The organism is Bradyrhizobium sp. MI1.4 (assembly GCF_055811315.1).
On the sequence record NZ_JBVVPP010000026.1, the window covers coordinates 1 to 15,645 of the forward strand.

The window sequence follows — 15,645 nt, forward strand, 5'->3', positions numbered from 1 at the left end:
CAGCGAAATCGATCAGCTGCTTCCCTGGGCCTATCGCGCGCAATCCCTCAAAGCCGTGGCCTGAGAACGACGTTTACGACTGAGTGCACGTGACTGGGAATGGAAGGGCGCCGCTGCACATCGGTGCCGGGGCGGAAGAGCGGCCCGCGGCCGTGCTTCAGGGCGGTCAGCTTGGCGCCGGACTGCATACCGCAGCGGACTCCGATGCATATGAAAGCGCGATCTGGAAAGCGCCAAGCGCCGGCGTGGAACGGCTGGCCAGAAACGTGATCCGCAGCTCGATCACCCTCAACGTGATCGCATCAATGGGTGTTCTTCACCCGGCATTACTACCTTCAGAGTGGAGCTATGTGCAGCAGGCGGTCGCGCTGCTGATGTGGATCGTCTCGATCTATGCCAGTGTCTTCGTACGGCCGCGGGTCCGGATCCAGCCCAATCCAGATCTCATCGCGTTGGTCACATTTTATGCCCTCGCGGCCATTTCCGTTCTCTGGACCACGCTTTCCATCGCAGCGATCATGAAGAGCGTTGCACTTGTGGTGACGACTTTCGGTGCGTATTGCCTCATCACGCGTATCGACATCGACGAGATCGTCGGATCCACGGCGCTCGGGCTGTTCGTTCTGGTCGCCGCCTCGGCGTTGTGCGCCGTCTTCGTGCCCGAGATCGGCGTCGACCAGAGCTGGATGCACAACGGCCAGTGGCAAGGAATCTACGAATCGAAGCAGACGCTCGGCTTTATCAGCGCATATCTGATGTTCTTTGCCTGTTATCAGAAGATCACGGGGCAGGGATGGATTGCATTCCTCGTGTCGCTTGTTCTGGCATCGACCTGCGTCATCGCCTCGGAGTCGCGTGGTGCCGGCGCTGTCGCATTCGCGGCGGGCGGGCTGCTCGTGACTTCCATGTGGTCGATCCGCTGCATGAAAATCTATGCGGTGTTGCCATTCATCATGTGCATCCTGGCCGCTCTGCTGATGCTGTATTTTTACGTGACGGGGTACGATTCCATCCATCTCGGCGAGGCGACCGTCGATTTGACCGAGCGGACCTTCATTTGGCAGTACGCCATCGGCCATTTCAACGATGCGCCGCTGCTGGGCTTCGGCATCAACGGATTCTGGACGCGCCCCGCGATCTACGACTATTTCAACCAGAATCATGGCTGGGTGCTCGACAATTATCATAGCGGTTACATCGCGGTCGCGATTGAAACTGGATTTCTGGGATATTTGCTGTTCGTCACGAGCGTTTATCTGTTCTCGGAAAAGGTCCTCTATTTGATCGCCACCCGGTCGATCGATCGGTATCACTGCGCGCTGATCATCGGCTTCGTCGTCCTGAGCTTTCAATCGAACTTCACGGAGACGATGTTTCTTCGCTCGACAATGTTCACGTCGGTGCTGCTCGTCGCATTCTTCTTCGCAGTGTGCAGGCCGGTGCCCCAGCAGGGGCCTGCAGCAATGACGGGGCAAACAGGATGAATGCCATCCGCGTCCGCTGGACGATAGCCTTTCGTCTTGTCTTGGCACTATCCGTGCTTCCGATCTGCTTCCGGACCGAGGCAGCCGGACAGGCCAACACGCCTCCTGCTCCAAAATTGGGGCGCGGCATCAACATCCTCGGCTACGACGGCGTCTGGGAGGGAGGCCGAAACGCGCCATTTCGTCTGGACAACCTCACTGCGATCAGACGCGCCGGGTTCTCGCACGTTCGGATCAATTTCTTCGGCTTTAAATTCATGAATCCGGAGAAGGTAATGGATGAAGTCGTCTTGAGGCGGCTCGATGGCGTCATCGAGGAAGTGCTCGCCCGAAATCTCATCCCCATCCTGGACGAGCACGATACCCATGTTTGTCAGCGCGACATCTCCGAGTGCACAGACAAGCTGAAATCGTTCTGGACCCAAATCGCCGCGCGCTATGCCGGGAAATATCCAGCACTTGTCTTCGAGGTCCTCAACGAGCCGGGCGGGCAGATGTCGTCCACCGGCTGGAACGGCCTTCTGAACGAGTGCCTCAGCATCATCCGCGCCACCAATCCCCGGCGGACGGTCATCGCTTCGGTTCTCAACGTCGACGAGATGCCGGTCGAGGACCTGGTCCTGCCGTCGGATGACCGGAATCTGATCGTCACGTTTCACTATTACGCGCCGATCCGTTTCACCCATCAGGGCGCACCGTGGTCGCCCACATTTTCGCGAATCGGCCCGCTCGACTGGGGTACCCCGGAGGATAAACAGAAGGCCCGCGCCGATTTCGAGAAGATTCGGTCCTGGTCCCAAAGAGAAAAGCGCCCGATCTATCTCGGCGAGTTCGGCGTGTACGAGGCCGCTCCAGCCGAAGCACGGACCAGATATCTGTCATTCGTGGCGCGGAGCGCAGAGCGGCTTGGCTGGGCTTGGGCCTATTGGCAGTTCGATCATGATTTCGCGGCCTTCGACAGCGCGCGTCAAGCCTGGAAGCCGGACATCCTGCGGGCACTGCTTCCGGCCGGGCGTTGAGGTGCATCCGGGACGCGAGCCATCGCCGCACACTGCCTCATTGCGAGCGAGCGAAGCAATCCAAAATCTTGCCACGGAAAGATTCTGGATCCCCCAAAGCAAACGGGCACGCCTTCCTGCGAAGGCATGCCCGCTTGAAACCCTATTCGTGCGACGCGCGCGTGCTCAGTGCACGCTCACCGCTTGCAGCTCGTTGCTCCAGGCGTTGGCGATCGCGGCTTCGCGGCTGTCGGTCAGCATGATCGGCGTGCCGTCGGCGGCGTGGAGCGCGAAGAGCTTGAGGCCCGGCGCGATCTTCGGCGCTTCGGGAAACAGGCCCGGCACATCCTCAGAGCGGATCTGCTTCACATAGGCGATATGGCCTTCGCCGAGGGTTGCCAGCGTCTCCGGCGAGACGTTCTTGGCTTCGTATTCGAACGCAACGTGACCTTCACTCATGGTCTCGACTCCTCTCTCGAAACTAAGCGGTCGAGTCCGCTACTCGTTCCATTATTCGTGCTCATTGATAGCGATTGTCTTAACGATCCTCTCCGGTTCCGGCCGGGCAAGATCGATCGCCAGCAATCCGTTCTTCAGATCCGCACCCAGCACCAGCATCCCCTCCGCCAGCACGAAAGTGCGCTGGAAGTGGCGCGCGGCGATGCCGCGATGGATGTATTGCCGGGTCTTGTCGTCCTGCTGCCGCCCGCGAATGACGAGCTGGTTTTCCTCAATGGTTACATCGAGTTGGTCGCGGGTGAATCCGGCGACCGCCAGCGTGATCCGCAGACGCTCGGGCTGGCCCTCCGACCGGTCGCACCTCTCGATATTGTAGGGAGGGTAACCGTCGGCGCCTTTGACGACCCGATCGAGCACGCGCTCGATCTCGTCGAAGCCCAGAAGGAAGGGACTGGAAAGCGTGGGAACACGAGACATAGTTTACAAAGTCCTCTCGAAGCGACTTTGGTGCATCAGGGCCCGTACAGGCACCCCTTGATCAGCAATATGGGCATATCCGCGTGTGGGTTCAAGGACGTAGCCGGGGCTGTGGACTGGCAGCTCACCCGCTCTGCCATGCACAAAAGCTGACTTGTCGCCATGGCGCGAAACGCCTGCCACAAGCCGGCCCGACGAAATTGCGGTGTGATTTTTCTCAACAAAAACAAACCCCCTTCTACTGTGCATGGGGTTGTTTTCGCGTTTTTTAATCGACGGCCCAGCGGAACCCGATCAGGCCTCGATCCGCGTCCGCCCATCGCCGCTGAACAGATGCAGCTTTTGGCGCATTGCTGCGACGCGGATCTTCTCGCCGATCGGAGGCGCCTCTGAGCCGGGAATGCGGACGATGACCTCGCCGGGCGGCAGTTCGCCGGGGTTGGCGGCGATGCGCTGCTCGTCCTGAGCCCGCGTGCCGTAAACGAAGGTTTCAGCGCCGACGCGCTCGATCGCTTCCACGGTGAGCGGAAGGGCGACGCCGCCGGCCGGGGTCTGGTCGGTGATGACGAAATCCTCCGGGCGAATGCCGAGGATGCCGGCGTCGGTGCTGCCGAGCTGCGACTTGATCTCGTCGGCGCGAATCGACATCAGATTCATCGGTGGCGCGCCGATGAAGGAGGCGACGAAGGTCGTCGCCGGCTTCTCGTAGATCGCGAGCGGATTGCCCACCTGCTCGACCTGACCGCCATTCATCACCACGAGAATGTCGGCGAGCGTCATCGCCTCCAGCTGGTCGTGGGTGACGTAGACCGAGGTGGTGTTGAGCCGGCGCTGCAATTTGCGGATCTCGACCCGCATCGCGATGCGGAGCTTTGCGTCGAGGTTGGACAGCGGCTCGTCGAACAGAAACACCTTCGGCTGGCGCACGATGGCGCGGCCCATGGCGACGCGCTGGCGCTGGCCGCCGGAGAGCTGGCGCGGCTTGCGCTCCAGCATCGAGGTGAGCTCGAGCACGCGGGCGGCTTCGTCGACGCGGGTCTTGACCTCGGCCTCCTTCATGCCGCGGTTGCGCAGGCCGTAAGCCATGTTGTTGAAGACGCTCATATGCGGATAGAGCGCGTAGTTCTGGAACACCATCGCGATGTCGCGGTCGGCGGGCTCGATCTGGTTGACGATGCGGCCGCCGATGTCGATCTCGCCGCCGGTGACGGTTTCGAGGCCTGCGACCATGCGCAGCAATGTCGACTTGCCGCAGCCGGAGGGCCCGACCAGCACGCAGAACTGGCCGTCGCCGACATCGACGTTGACGCCCTTGATGGCCTCGAAGCCGCCGGGATAGGTTTTGCGGACGTTGCGCAGGGTGACGTTAGCCATGGGATTTACTTTTCCGTCTCCACGAGTCCGCGCACGAACAATTTCTGCATCACGACGACGACGAACACCGGGGGCAGCATCGCGAGCACGGCGGTCGCCATCACGATCGGCCATTCGGTCAGCGCGTCGGTGGTGGTGATCATCTTGCGGATGCCGACCTGGATGGTCTGCATGTCGTCGCGGGTGGTGATCAGCAGCGGCCAGAGATATTGATTCCAGCCGAGGATGAAGAGGATCACGAACAGCGCCGCCATGTTGGTGCGCGACAGCGGCAGCAGCGTATCCCAGAAGAAGCGCAAGGGACCGGCGCCGTCGATGCGCGAGGCTTCCAGCAGCTCGTCCGGGACGGTCATGAAGAACTGGCGGAACAGCAGCGTCGCGGTGGCCGAGGCGATCAGCGGCAGTGACAGGCCCGCATAGCTGTCGAGCATGTGCAGATCTGCGACGATCTTGTAGGTCGGATAGATGCGCACCTCGACCGGCAGCATCAGCGTGATGAAGATGATCCAGAAGATCGGCATCCGGAAGGGAAAGCGGAAATAGACGATCGCATAGGCGGAGATGATCGAGATCGCGATCTTGCCGACCGCGATCAGCAGTGCCATCACCAGCGAGTTCAGCATCATGTTGCCGACGGGCTCGCGGGTCGATCCGCTCGTGCCGACGAAAATGGTCTGGTAGTAGACCTCGAAGAAATGACCGCCCGGCAGCAGCGACATCTGCCCGTTGGCGATCAGCGCGTTGTCCTGGGTCGAGGCGACGAACGCGATGTAGACCGGGAAGGCGACGACCGCGATCCCGATCCAGAGGATGATGTGGGCGATGTAGCGCCGGAAGCCCTCTTCCTCGACCATCAGTAGGTCACCTTGCGTTCGACGAAGCGGAACTGGATTCCGGTGAGCACGATGACCATGACCATCAGGATCACCGACTGCGCCGCCGAGCTGCCGAGATTGCCGCCGAGCAAGCCGTCGGAATAGACCTTGTAGACCAGCGTGACCGTCGACGTTCCGGGACCGCCGCGGGTCATCGTGTCGATGATGCCGAACGTGTCGAAGAAGGCGTAGACGATGTTGACCACCAGCAGGAAGAAGATGGTCGGCGACAGCAACGGGAAGGTCACGGTCCAGAACCGCCGCATCGGACGGGCGCCGTCGATCGCGGCGGCCTCGAACACGCTCTTTGGGATCGCTTGCAGGCCGGCGAGGAAGAACAGGAAATTATAGGAGATCTGCTTCCACGCGGCGGCGAGGATGATCAGCGCCGCGGCCTGGTCGCCGTCGAGCAGCGGATTCCAGTCGACGCCCATATTGCGCAGATAGCGCGAGAGCACGCCGAGCGAGGGATGCAGCATGAAGATCCAGAGCACGCCGACCACGGGCGGTGCCACCGCATAGGGCCAGATCAGGAGCGTGCGGTAGAGCATCGAGCCACGCAGCGGCTTGTCCGCCATCACGGCGAGCAGCAGCGCAAAGGACAGCGACGAGACGGCGATGGCGAACGAGAACAAGAAGGTCCGGACGATCGCCTCGAAATAGGCTGCGTCCTTGAACAGCTCGACGTAATTCTCGAACCAGACAAAGGTGGTCGACAGACCGAACGCATCCTGGAGCAGGAAGGACTGGATCACCGCCTGCAGGGCCGGCCAATAGAAGAAAATCAGGACGATCGCGAGCTGCGGCGCAACCAGCGCGTACGGTAACAGTCTTGACTGGAAGATGGCTTGCTTTTGCATGATGCCAGCAGAGCGGCAGGCCGGGTCGCGGCCTGCCGCTCATTGCCTCACTTGACGGCGGTCTTTTCGAACTGCCGCAGCATCGTGTTGCCGCGCTCGACGGCGGCATCGAGCGCCTGCTTGGCGGTCTTCTTGCCGGCCAGCGCCTGCTCAATCTCTTCCGACCAGACGTCACGCAGCTGCACCATGTTGCCGAGGCGCAGACCGCGCGAATTCTCGGTCGGCTCCTTGTTGGTCAGCTCGAGCAGCGGGGTCTCGAGATAGGGCTGATCCTTGTAGAAGCCTTCTTCCTTCGCCTTGGCGTAGGCCGCCTTGGTGATCGGCAGGTAGCCGGAGGCCTTGTGGATGTAGACCTGGCGATCGGTGTCGGAGAGGAAGGTCAGGAATTTCGCGACGCCCTTGTATTCCTCGGCCGACTTGCCGCCCATCACCCACAGCGAAGCGCCGCCGATGATCGAGTTCTGCGGTGCGCCTTTGACGTCGGGATAATACGGCATCGGCACGGCGGTGAAGTTGAACTTGGCCTGCGCCTTGACGTTGCCGAAGAAGGCCGACGAGGTCAGGTAGATCGGGCACTCGCCCGAAGTGAAGCGGCCTTCGCCGGTGTTGGTGCGGCCGGCGTAGTCATAGGTCTTGGTCTTCTGCAGCTCGACCAGGGTTTCGAGATGCTTGACCTGAAGCGGTCCGTTGAACTCGAGCACGGTGTCGAAGCCGTCGAGGCCGTTGGCCTTGCTGGCGAGCGGCACGTTGTGCCACGCCGAGAGCTGCTCGAGATTGACCCAGGTGATCCAGGAGCCCGAGAAGCCGCAGGTGTCATGACCGGCAGCCTTCAGCTTCTTGGCGGCCTCGAACGTTTCGGGCCAGGTCTTCGGGATCTCTACGTTCGCCTTCTTCAGCTCGTCGAGGTTCACCCACATCACGGTCGAGGACGAGTTGAAAGGGAAGGACAGCATCTCGCCCTTCGACGTCGAATAATAACCGGTGATGGCGGGCAGGTAGATCTTGGGGTCGAACTTCTCGCCGGCGTCGGCCATCAGCTTGTAGACGGGCTTCACGGCGCCGGTCGCGGCCATCATGGTCGCGGTGCCGACTTCGAACACCTGCATGATGTGCGGGGCGTTGCCGGCGCGGAACGCCGCGATGCCGGCGTTCATCGTATCGGGATAGTTGCCCTTGTAGGTCGGGATCACCTTGTAGTCGCTCTGCGACGCGTTGAAGTCGGTGGCGAGCTTGACGATGACGTCGTTGTTGGCGCCGGTCATCGCGTGCCACCACTGGATTTCGGTCACGGCCAAGGCCGGCGAGGCCGATAGTCCAACCGTGAGTGCAATAGCGGCAGCCGCTCCAAAATGTCGAAGAGCCATCAAGTAAACCTCCCTTGGGCCGTCAAAAATGATCGCTTGCGCTAGCAGCGCCATATGACGTTCACATGACTGTGTAAGCGGCCGAAACGAAAGCGGCAAGCGCTGGAAAAGGGAAGCCGTCAAATAGGCGAATGCCGCGCGCGCAGCGTCCTCCGTTCGCGGTGCACAGAGCGCCCGCACCGCACTGCGGCATTGCCGTGGGATGTGGAAGGCGAGGGCGCTAGCGCTTGCGCTCGGGGCCGCAGACAGTGCCCTGCTCGACCATCGCGTCGATCTCGGACCTGGAGTAGCCGAATTCGCCCAGGACCTCGGCGGCGTGCTCGCTGAATTTCGGCGGCAGGCGCCGCAGGCTCGGCTTGCTGCGGTCGAGCCGGATCGGCGACGCCACGCCTTTGTACCAATCCTTCTCGATAATATCGCCGCGCGCGATCGTGTGCGGGTTGGTCAATGCCTGGTCGATCTTCTGCACGGGGCCGGCGGGCAGGCCCGCGGCGAGCAGGCGATTGCACAGCGGCTCGGCCTCGTGCTGGCTGAACACGGCGGCAAGCTCGGCCCGCAGCGCCTCGCGATTGCCGATGCGATCCTTGTTGCGCGCAAAGCGCGGATCGGTGCCGAGCTCGGGCTTGCCGATCTCCTTGGCGAGCTTGCGGAAGGTGCCGTCATTGCCGACGCCGATGAAGATGTCGTCGGTCTTGGTCGGGAAGATCGCATAGGGCACGAGGTTGGGATGCTCGTTGCCGGTGAGCGACGGCGGCTTGCCATGCATGAAATAATTCGCGGTGTGCGGATGCATGATGGCGAGACCGGTCTCGTACAGCGTGGTCTCCAGGAACTGGCCCTGGCCCGAGCGCTGCCGCTCCGACAGCGCCATCAAGATGCCGATCGCCGCATAGAGGCCGGTGCCGATGTCGACCAGCGGCACGCCGATCCGCATCGGTCCGCTCTCGGGCGAGCCGGTCGCCGCGATCATGCCGGTCATGGCCTGGATGATGGCGTCATAGCCGGGATTGCCGCCGCGCGGGCCGTCGGCGCCGAAGCCGCAGATCCGGCAATGCACGAGGCGCGGAAATTTCTCGCGTAACACCTCGTTGCCGATGCCCCATTTCTCCAGCGTGCCCGGCTTGAAGTTCTCGATCAGGACGTCGGCGCTCTCCAGCATCTTGAGCAGCACGGTCCGGCCGCCCTCGGAGGCGAGGTCGAGGCCGATCGAGCGCTTGTTGCGGTTGATGCCGATGAAATAGGCCGCGTCTTCCTCGTGGAAGGGAGGGCCCCAGTCGCGTACCTCGTCGCCTGCGGGCGGCTCGACCTTGATCACGTCGGCGCCATGGTCGGCGAGGATCTGGGTGCAATAGGGGCCGCCGAGCACGCGCGTCAGATCGATGACGCGCAGGCCGCTCATTGCACCCATGGCAGCTCCAGAACTGGCGGCTTCAGTCATGCCTTCGCGTCCCCTGTGTCGATGTGATCACAGGCCTAACGAGGTTCGTCCGAGCCGGCAATGGCTTCGCGCGTAGGGCGTCATGCAGGCCGCTCGCCGCAATCCCGCGAGATGGCAAATAAAGGGAAGCGGCCGGCCCGGGGGTATCCCGGGCCAGCCGCTTCACCGAAACCGGTCAGACCACCGTCAGGCGGACGTCGACATTGCCGCGCGTCGCGTTGGAATACGGGCACACCTGGTGCGCCTTCTCGACCAGCGCCTCGGCTTCCGCGCGGGCGAGGCCTGGCAGCGAGACGGCAAGGTCGATGTCGAGACCGAAGCCGCCGGCCGCGCGCGGGCCGATGCCGACGGTCGAAGTCACGGAGGCGTCGGCCGGAACCTTGGGGCCGCCCTGCGAGGACACGAACTTCATCGCGCCGATGAAGCAGGCGGCATAGCCCGCAGCAAACAGCTGCTCGGGATTGTTGCCGGCGCCGCCTCCGCCGCCGAGCTCCTTCGGCGTGGTGAGCTTGACGTCGAGCGCGCCGTCGAGGGTCGCGGCATGGCCGTCGCGGCCGCCGGTGGCCTTTGCGCTGGTCTTGTAGAGGACGTTCACTGACATTTTTGTCTCCCTGTGTTTTCGGGGTGGGGGCGCCATCTTTATCGCAAGCAATTAGATTGCGCGCAATTGAAATTATAGCGTCTCACATTTAATTGTTCGCAATTGAATGTAGCGACGGCCGGCCCCAGAATGGAGCAAGTCCTGTGAGATTCTCGATGCCCCGGAAACATTCGGCAGCGGACGCGCCGCTGCGCCTCGACAACCAGATCTGCTTCGCGGTCTATTCCGCCGCGCATGCGTTCAACCGCGTCTACAAGCCGCTGCTGGACCGGCTCGGCCTGACCTATCCGCAATATCTGGTGATGCTGGTGCTGTGGGAGCGCGACGACGTGCCGGTCAAGAGCATCGGCGAAAAGCTGCACCTGGATTCGGGCACGCTGACACCGCTGCTCAAGCGGCTCGAGGCGGCCCACCTCGTCAAGCGCACGCGCTCGAGCGAGGACGAGCGTCAGGTGCTGATCGCGTTGACGCCGCAGGGCCAGGCCTTGAAGGACAAGGCGCGGGCCGTGCCGCAATCGATTCTGGCGGCATCGGACTGCTCGGTCTCGGAGCTTGTCGCGATGAAGGACGAGATTGTGGCGTTGCGCGATCGGTTGAATGCGGTGATCGGGGAGTAGGGTTAGAGGTGCGCTCTTAGGACAGCCGCTTCTTTGTGAAGGCTCGGCCGGAGTGAGACTTCAGGTAGGCTTCAAAAGCGAGCGCTTTGTGCTTGTCAGGGAAGGCGCAGTACCAGATCAGCTTCCAAGGCTTGAACTTGGCAGTGTGGGTGGATTTGCCAGCATTGTGCTCTGGAAACCGGCGCTTCAGATCTTCCGTAGCCCCAACGTATTCCTGCTCGGGAAATTCGATGCTGCGGAGGATGTAGACGTACCACATTGACGATTATCGCCCGGGCAGCCGCTGCGTGGGAGTCTCACCAGTCCGTCTTCGCCCTTCGGGCTTCGCCGGACACCACGCTTCGCCCTTCGAGCTCCGCGCGGCTGCGCCACGCGTAGCCCGAAGGGCGAAGCGTGGTGGAGCCAGGCGGGATCGAACCGCCGACCTCTTGCATGCCATGCAAGCGCTCTCCCAGCTGAGCTATGGCCCCTTAACCGTCCGACGCGCCTTGGGCGACGCGTCGGGAAAGACCCAGAACCACAGTTCTGGAATTATCTCAAGTCTCTTCGTCACCGCCGACATCACCAATGATGTCGGTGACGTCCTCATCGCCTTCTTCGTCGTCGGCGATAAAGGTCGAATCATCGTCGTCATCGTCCTCGATAGTTTCATCGACTTCGATGTCGTCCTCGGATTCGGGCACGACGGCCTTGACCTTGCCGGTGTTCTCCTCGGCATCGGCCTCCTCGAGCGAGACCTCCTCGACCTCCGCCGGCTCTGGCGTGGCGTCGGCGGCAGCGGCTGCGTGACGGGCTTCGGCACCGCGGGGTGCGCGAGCCGGCGCGATGGGCGCGATCGGCACGACTTCACCGGTATAGGGCGAGATCACCGGATTCTTGTTGAGGTCATAGAACTTTTTGCCCGTGGTCGGGCAAATACGTTTAGTTCCGAGTTCGGACTTGGCCACGGCAGAGGAATCCTGGAAATGTCTGAAAAGCGGTGCTTCACTTGGCTAGTTGGCGGCCCGCTGTCAATAGCGCATTGCGGGAGAACGACATGCCCGTGACGGCGGGGAGACCATGTGGTACCTGCCCCGCGAGTCCCGCAGGGACGTTTCGGGCCTACCCAAGGACACAAACTTGACCGATTCCGACAAGCCGACGCCGCTCCAGTCGCGCGCCAGCGGTCCCCTGACCGGGAAAGTAAGGGTGCCCGGAGACAAGTCGATCTCCCACCGTGCCCTCATCCTCGGCGCGCTCGCGGTCGGAGAGACGCGGATTTCGGGCCTCCTGGAGGGCGAGGACGTCCTTAACACCGCCAAATCCATGCAGGCGCTCGGCGCCAGGGTCGAGCGTACCGGAGATTTCGCCTGGAAGGTGAACGGCGTGGGTGTCGCAGGCTTCGCGGAGCCCAAAGCGCCGCTGGATTTCGGCAACTCCGGCACCGGCTGCCGGCTCGTCATGGGCGCCGTCGCCGGCTGTCCGATCTCCGCGGTTTTCGACGGCGATGCCTCACTGCGCAGCCGGCCCATGCGCCGGATCCTGGATCCCCTGGAAAAGATGGGCGCGAAGGTCGTCTCCGGCGGCGCGGGCGGCCGTCTGCCGCTGACCGTCCAGGGTGCGCGCGATCCGCTGCCGATCACCTACAAGACGCCTGTGGCCTCGGCCCAGATCAAATCCGCCGTGCTGCTCGCGGGCCTGGCCGCGCCGGGCGCCACGACCGTCATCGAGACCGAGGCCAGTCGCGACCACACCGAGCTGATGCTCAAGCATTTCGGCGCCGAGATCAGCTCGGTGCAAGAAGGTCAGCACGGCCGCCGTATCACGCTCGTGGGGCAGCCGGAACTGCATGGCGCCAATGTCGTCGTGCCCGCCGATCCCTCGTCGGCGGCGTTCCCCATCGTTGCTGCGCTGATCGTCGAAGGCTCCGAAATCGTCCTGCCCGACGTCATGACCAATCCGCTGCGGACGGGTCTTTTCACCACGCTGCGCGAAATGGGCGCCTCGATCGAGGAAAGCGAAGTTCGCGGCGACGCTGGCGAGCCGATGGCAAAGCTGCGGGTACGCGCCTCGAAATTGCGCGGTGTCGAGGTGCCGCCGGAGCGTGCACCGTCGATGATCGACGAATATCTGGTGCTGGCGGTGGCGGCCGCCTTTGCCGAGGGCACGACCATCATGCGCGGCCTCCAGGAGCTGCGCGTCAAGGAATCCGACCGTTTGGAGGCAACCGCCGCCATGCTCCGCGTCAACGGTGTCAAGGTCGAGGTCTCCGGCGACGATTTGATCGTCGAAGGCCGCGGCCACGTTCCTGGGGGCGGCGTCGTGGCCACCCACATGGATCATCGCATCGCGATGTCCGCGCTGGTGATGGGCTGCGCCTCCGATCAGCCGGTAACCGTCGATGACACCGCCTTCATCGCCACCAGTTTTCCGGATTTCATCCCGATGATGCGTTCGCTTGGGGCCGATTTTTCATGATCATTGCCATCGACGGGCCCGCGGCGTCGGGCAAGGGCACCCTCGGCAAGCGCCTTGCCCACCATTACGGCTACCGTCACCTTGATACCGGCGTGATCTATCGCGCGGTGGCCTATTCCCTGATGCAGTCCGGTCATGATCTCCGGGACGAGGCGGCGGCGGTCGCTGCGGCGCTGGAACTCGATCCCGAAAAGTTCGGCAATCCCGCGCTGAAGACCCAGAAGGCCGGCGAGGGCGCCTCGATCGTCTCGGCGATCCCCAAGGTGCGCGAGGCCCTCATCAACTTTCAGCGGCAATTCGCCGCCGATCCGCCCGGCGCCGTGCTCGATGGGCGCGATATTGGAACCGTGATCTGCCCCCATGCCGACGTGAAGATCTTCGTCGTCGCCGACCCCAAGGTCCGTGCCCGCCGCCGGACCATGGAGGCCAAGGCGCGGGGCGAGGAGGCCGACGAGGCGGCCGTGCTCGCCGACATCATCCAGCGCGACGAACGCGACAAGAACCGGGCGATCGCCCCCCTGAAGCCGGCCGCGGATGCTTACTTGCTAGATAACTCCCAACTGGATATAGAAGGCGGCGTCCGGGCCGCCATCGACATTATCGAGGCCGTCCGAGCGGGCCGGTCGCGGGGTTAAGCCGCTGCCGTCATTGGAGGAAGCGCCCGCTCCCGCTCTTTGAGGTCGATACTCTCGGTCCCTGCTTGGGGCCGACGCGATCCAGGCTCCGGACAAAAGATTTCCACGTATCGAACGCGCGGGCCTCAGCCGGCCCGCTTCCGCTGTTCCGCCCTCCAGGTCGGAGCAGCGAGCGGTCGCTCGAAGGTTCTGCGGACCTTCCGACACTGCGCGTACGAGGCGCCCAAGAACCCAACGGCCGGCACGACATCCGCAACTGGAGAACAAATGGCTTCGACTTCTGCTGATACCTATAGCCCGTCGCGCGACGATTTCGCCGCGATGCTCGACGAGTCCTTCGCAGGCGGCAACCTGCAGGAAAGCTCAGTCATCAAGGGCAAGGTTGTTGCAATCGAAAAGGACATGGCCGTCATCGACGTCGGCCTGAAGACGGAGGGCCGCGTTGCCCTGCGCGAATTTTCCGGCCCCGGCCGTGACAGCGAGCTCAAGGTCGGCGACGAGGTGGAAGTGTTCCTCGATCGGATCGAGAACGCCCTCGGCGAAGCCGTGCTGTCGCGCGACAAGGCGCGCCGCGAAGAGAGCTGGGGCAAGCTCGAGAAGGCCTTCCAGAACAACGAGAAGGTCAACGGCGTCATCTTCAACCAGGTCAAGGGCGGCTTCACCGTCGACCTCGACGGTGCCGTGGCCTTCCTGCCGCGTTCGCAGGTCGACATCCGTCCGATCCGCGACGTTGCGCCGCTGATGAACAACTCGCAGCCGTTCCAGATCCTCAAGATGGACCGTCGCCGCGGCAACATCGTCGTGTCCCGCCGCACGGTTCTCGAAGAGACCCGCGCCGAGCAGCGCCAGGAACTGGTGCAGAACCTCGAAGAGGGTCAGGTCATCGACGGCGTGGTCAAGAACATCACCGATTACGGTGCGTTCGTTGATCTCGGCGGCATCGACGGTCTGCTGCACGTCACCGATATCGCGTGGCGCCGCGTCAACCATCCGACCGAGGTGCTCTCGATCGGCCAGACCGTGAAGGTCAAGATCATCAAGATCAACCACGAGACGCACCGCATCTCGCTGGGCATGAAGCAGCTGTTGGACGATCCGTGGCAGGGCATCGAAGCCAAGTACCCGCTGGGTGCCCGCTTCACCGGTCGCGTCACCAACATCACCGACTACGGCGCGTTCGTCGAGCTCGAGCCGGGCATCGAAGGCCTGATCCACGTCTCCGAGATGTCGTGGACCAAGAAGAACATGCACCCCGGCAAGATCGTTTCGACCTCGCAGGAAGTCGAAGTGCAGGTGCTGGAAGTGGATTCCGTCAAGCGCCGCATCTCGCTCGGCCTCAAGCAGACCATGCGCAACCCGTGGGAGGTCTTCGTCGAAGGTCACCCGACCGGTTCGACGGTCGAGGGCGAGGTCAAGAACAAGACCGAATTCGGTTTGTTCCTGGGCCTCGAGGGCGACGTCGACGGCATGGTCCATCTCTCCGACCTCGACTGGAAGCAGCCGGGCGAGCAGGTGATCGACAACTACAAGAAGGGCGACATGGTGAAGGCCGTGGTGCTCGATGTGGACGTCGAGAAGGAGCGCATTTCTCTTGGAATCAAACAGCTTGAAGGCGACCCCTTCGCCGAGCCGGGCGATGTCAAGAAGGGCGCGGTCGTGACCTGCGAAGTGATCGAAGTGAAGGAGAGCGGCATCGAGGTGAAGATCACCGGTACCGACTTCACCACGTTCGTGAAGCGCTCGGAGCTCGCTCGTGACCGCAACGATCAGCGCGCCGAACGCTTCGCCGTCGGCGAGAAGGTCGATGCCCGCGTGATCCAGTTCGACAAGAAGGCCCGCAAGGTCCAGGTGTCGATCAAGGCGCTCGAAGTCGCCGAAGAGAAGGAAGCCATCGCGCAGTACGGCTCTTCCGATTCGGGAGCAACGCTCGGCGACATCCTCGGCACCGCGCTCAAGAACCGCGACACCAAGTAAGCGAAACGCAGGTTTCACTGCATCAAAGCCCC

Annotated in this window: 16 protein-coding genes and 1 tRNA gene; 6 read left to right on the forward strand and 11 right to left on the reverse strand. The window is 62.8% G+C overall.

What is annotated here, in order from left to right:
* Positions 1-350 precede the first annotated feature (350 nt).
* Together AC0L23_RS24625 and AC0L23_RS24630 are read left to right on the forward strand one after the other, a co-directional pair.
* Positions 351-1,484, forward strand: coding sequence for an O-antigen ligase family protein (locus AC0L23_RS24625; RefSeq protein ID WP_240543374.1), 1,134 nt, complete (start codon positions 351-353; stop codon positions 1,482-1,484).
* A complete protein-coding gene (locus tag AC0L23_RS24630; protein WP_085349906.1) occupies positions 1,481-2,503 on the forward strand; it encodes a glycoside hydrolase family 5 protein in 1,023 nt (340 codons plus the stop codon). The genes AC0L23_RS24625 and AC0L23_RS24630 overlap by 4 nt, the downstream gene beginning before the upstream one ends.
* A gap of 165 nt (positions 2,504-2,668) precedes the next feature.
* On the opposite strand, the gene AC0L23_RS24635 is transcribed toward AC0L23_RS24630, so the two are convergent.
* The 8 genes from AC0L23_RS24635 to AC0L23_RS24670 form a co-directional block, all read right to left on the reverse strand.
* Positions 2,669-2,941: a BQ00720 family protein gene (locus AC0L23_RS24635; protein WP_007598581.1), complete on the reverse strand. Its 273-nt coding sequence runs from the start codon at positions 2,939-2,941 to the stop codon at positions 2,669-2,671.
* Between the two features lie 51 nt (positions 2,942-2,992).
* Positions 2,993-3,418 (reverse strand): Hsp20 family protein, encoded by a 426-nt coding sequence (locus AC0L23_RS24640; RefSeq protein ID WP_007598583.1) that lies wholly within the window; start codon positions 3,416-3,418, stop codon positions 2,993-2,995.
* 294 nt (positions 3,419-3,712) lie between these two features.
* Positions 3,713-4,792 (reverse strand): sn-glycerol-3-phosphate import ATP-binding protein UgpC, encoded by a 1,080-nt coding sequence (locus AC0L23_RS24645; protein WP_085362033.1) that lies wholly within the window; start codon positions 4,790-4,792, stop codon positions 3,713-3,715.
* Between the two features lie 5 nt (positions 4,793-4,797).
* Positions 4,798-5,646, reverse strand: a complete 849-nt coding sequence (gene ugpE, locus AC0L23_RS24650; protein ID WP_027514732.1) for a sn-glycerol-3-phosphate ABC transporter permease UgpE — start codon at positions 5,644-5,646, stop codon at positions 4,798-4,800.
* On the reverse strand, positions 5,646-6,527 hold the full coding sequence (gene ugpA, locus AC0L23_RS24655) for a sn-glycerol-3-phosphate ABC transporter permease UgpA (protein ID WP_018455751.1): 882 nt from the start codon (positions 6,525-6,527) through the stop codon (positions 5,646-5,648). Before ugpA ends, ugpE begins: the two co-directional genes overlap by 1 nt.
* A 47-nt stretch (positions 6,528-6,574) precedes the next feature.
* A complete protein-coding gene (ugpB, locus tag AC0L23_RS24660; RefSeq protein ID WP_026233019.1) occupies positions 6,575-7,891 on the reverse strand; it encodes a sn-glycerol-3-phosphate ABC transporter substrate-binding protein UgpB in 1,317 nt (438 codons plus the stop codon).
* 220 nt (positions 7,892-8,111) lie between these two features.
* Positions 8,112-9,329, reverse strand: coding sequence for a CaiB/BaiF CoA transferase family protein (locus tag AC0L23_RS24665; RefSeq protein WP_026233020.1), 1,218 nt, complete (start codon positions 9,327-9,329; stop codon positions 8,112-8,114).
* Positions 9,330-9,504: 175 nt separating this feature from the next.
* Positions 9,505-9,930, reverse strand: coding sequence for an organic hydroperoxide resistance protein (locus AC0L23_RS24670; protein WP_007598424.1), 426 nt, complete (start codon positions 9,928-9,930; stop codon positions 9,505-9,507).
* A gap of 155 nt (positions 9,931-10,085) precedes the next feature.
* Between AC0L23_RS24670 and AC0L23_RS24675 the strand changes: the two genes are divergently transcribed.
* Positions 10,086-10,547, forward strand: a complete 462-nt coding sequence (locus tag AC0L23_RS24675; RefSeq protein ID WP_018455754.1) for a MarR family winged helix-turn-helix transcriptional regulator — start codon at positions 10,086-10,088, stop codon at positions 10,545-10,547.
* A 16-nt stretch (positions 10,548-10,563) separates the two neighbouring features.
* On the opposite strand, the gene AC0L23_RS24680 is transcribed toward AC0L23_RS24675, so the two are convergent.
* The 3 genes from AC0L23_RS24680 to AC0L23_RS24690 all read right to left on the reverse strand — a co-directional run bounded on the left by AC0L23_RS24680 (position 10,564) and on the right by AC0L23_RS24690 (position 11,494).
* Positions 10,564-10,806 (reverse strand): GIY-YIG nuclease family protein, encoded by a 243-nt coding sequence (locus AC0L23_RS24680; RefSeq protein ID WP_018455755.1) that lies wholly within the window; start codon positions 10,804-10,806, stop codon positions 10,564-10,566.
* A gap of 135 nt (positions 10,807-10,941) precedes the next feature.
* Positions 10,942-11,017, reverse strand: a tRNA-Ala gene (locus AC0L23_RS24685).
* 66 nt (positions 11,018-11,083) lie between these two features.
* Positions 11,084-11,494, reverse strand: a complete 411-nt coding sequence (locus AC0L23_RS24690; RefSeq protein WP_007598417.1) for a TIGR02300 family protein — start codon at positions 11,492-11,494, stop codon at positions 11,084-11,086.
* 112 nt (positions 11,495-11,606) lie between these two features.
* Between AC0L23_RS24690 and aroA the strand changes: the two genes are divergently transcribed.
* The 3 genes from aroA to rpsA all read left to right on the forward strand — a co-directional run bounded on the left by aroA (position 11,607) and on the right by rpsA (position 15,613).
* Positions 11,607-13,004 carry a 3-phosphoshikimate 1-carboxyvinyltransferase gene (gene aroA / locus AC0L23_RS24695; RefSeq protein ID WP_143273913.1) on the forward strand — a complete coding sequence of 466 codons (1,398 nt, stop codon included), beginning with the start codon at positions 11,607-11,609 and terminating at the stop codon, positions 13,002-13,004.
* Positions 13,001-13,639 carry a (d)CMP kinase gene (gene cmk, locus AC0L23_RS24700; protein ID WP_085362031.1) on the forward strand — a complete coding sequence of 213 codons (639 nt, stop codon included), beginning with the start codon at positions 13,001-13,003 and terminating at the stop codon, positions 13,637-13,639. Before aroA ends, cmk begins: the two co-directional genes overlap by 4 nt.
* A 267-nt stretch (positions 13,640-13,906) precedes the next feature.
* Positions 13,907-15,613, forward strand: a complete 1,707-nt coding sequence (rpsA, locus tag AC0L23_RS24705; RefSeq protein ID WP_027566167.1) for a 30S ribosomal protein S1 — start codon at positions 13,907-13,909, stop codon at positions 15,611-15,613.
* The last annotated feature ends 32 nt before the right edge of the window (positions 15,614-15,645 follow it).

What these genes read in the sequence shown, in the direction of transcription:
- AC0L23_RS24630 (WP_085349906.1), top strand. Translation starts at nt 1,481, where the DNA reads ATGAATGCCATCCGCGTCCGCTGGACGATAGCCTTTCGTCTTGTCTTG.
- AC0L23_RS24635 (WP_007598581.1), bottom strand. Translation starts at nt 2,941, where the DNA reads ATGAGTGAAGGTCACGTTGCGTTCGAATACGAAGCCAAGAACGTCTCG.
- AC0L23_RS24640 (WP_007598583.1), bottom strand. Translation starts at nt 3,418, where the DNA reads ATGTCTCGTGTTCCCACGCTTTCCAGTCCCTTCCTTCTGGGCTTCGAC.
- AC0L23_RS24645 (WP_085362033.1), bottom strand. Translation starts at nt 4,792, where the DNA reads ATGGCTAACGTCACCCTGCGCAACGTCCGCAAAACCTATCCCGGCGGC.
- ugpE (WP_027514732.1), bottom strand. Translation starts at nt 5,646, where the DNA reads ATGGTCGAGGAAGAGGGCTTCCGGCGCTACATCGCCCACATCATCCTC.
- ugpA (WP_018455751.1), bottom strand. Translation starts at nt 6,527, where the DNA reads ATGCAAAAGCAAGCCATCTTCCAGTCAAGACTGTTACCGTACGCGCTG.
- ugpB (WP_026233019.1), bottom strand. Translation starts at nt 7,891, where the DNA reads ATGGCTCTTCGACATTTTGGAGCGGCTGCCGCTATTGCACTCACGGTT.
- AC0L23_RS24665 (WP_026233020.1), bottom strand. Translation starts at nt 9,329, where the DNA reads ATGACTGAAGCCGCCAGTTCTGGAGCTGCCATGGGTGCAATGAGCGGC.
- AC0L23_RS24670 (WP_007598424.1), bottom strand. Translation starts at nt 9,930, where the DNA reads ATGTCAGTGAACGTCCTCTACAAGACCAGCGCAAAGGCCACCGGCGGC.
- AC0L23_RS24675 (WP_018455754.1), top strand. Translation starts at nt 10,086, where the DNA reads ATGCCCCGGAAACATTCGGCAGCGGACGCGCCGCTGCGCCTCGACAAC.
- AC0L23_RS24680 (WP_018455755.1), bottom strand. Translation starts at nt 10,806, where the DNA reads ATGTGGTACGTCTACATCCTCCGCAGCATCGAATTTCCCGAGCAGGAA.
- aroA (WP_143273913.1), top strand. Translation starts at nt 11,607, where the DNA reads ATGTGGTACCTGCCCCGCGAGTCCCGCAGGGACGTTTCGGGCCTACCC.
- cmk (WP_085362031.1), top strand. Translation starts at nt 13,001, where the DNA reads ATGATCATTGCCATCGACGGGCCCGCGGCGTCGGGCAAGGGCACCCTC.
- rpsA (WP_027566167.1), top strand. Translation starts at nt 13,907, where the DNA reads ATGGCTTCGACTTCTGCTGATACCTATAGCCCGTCGCGCGACGATTTC.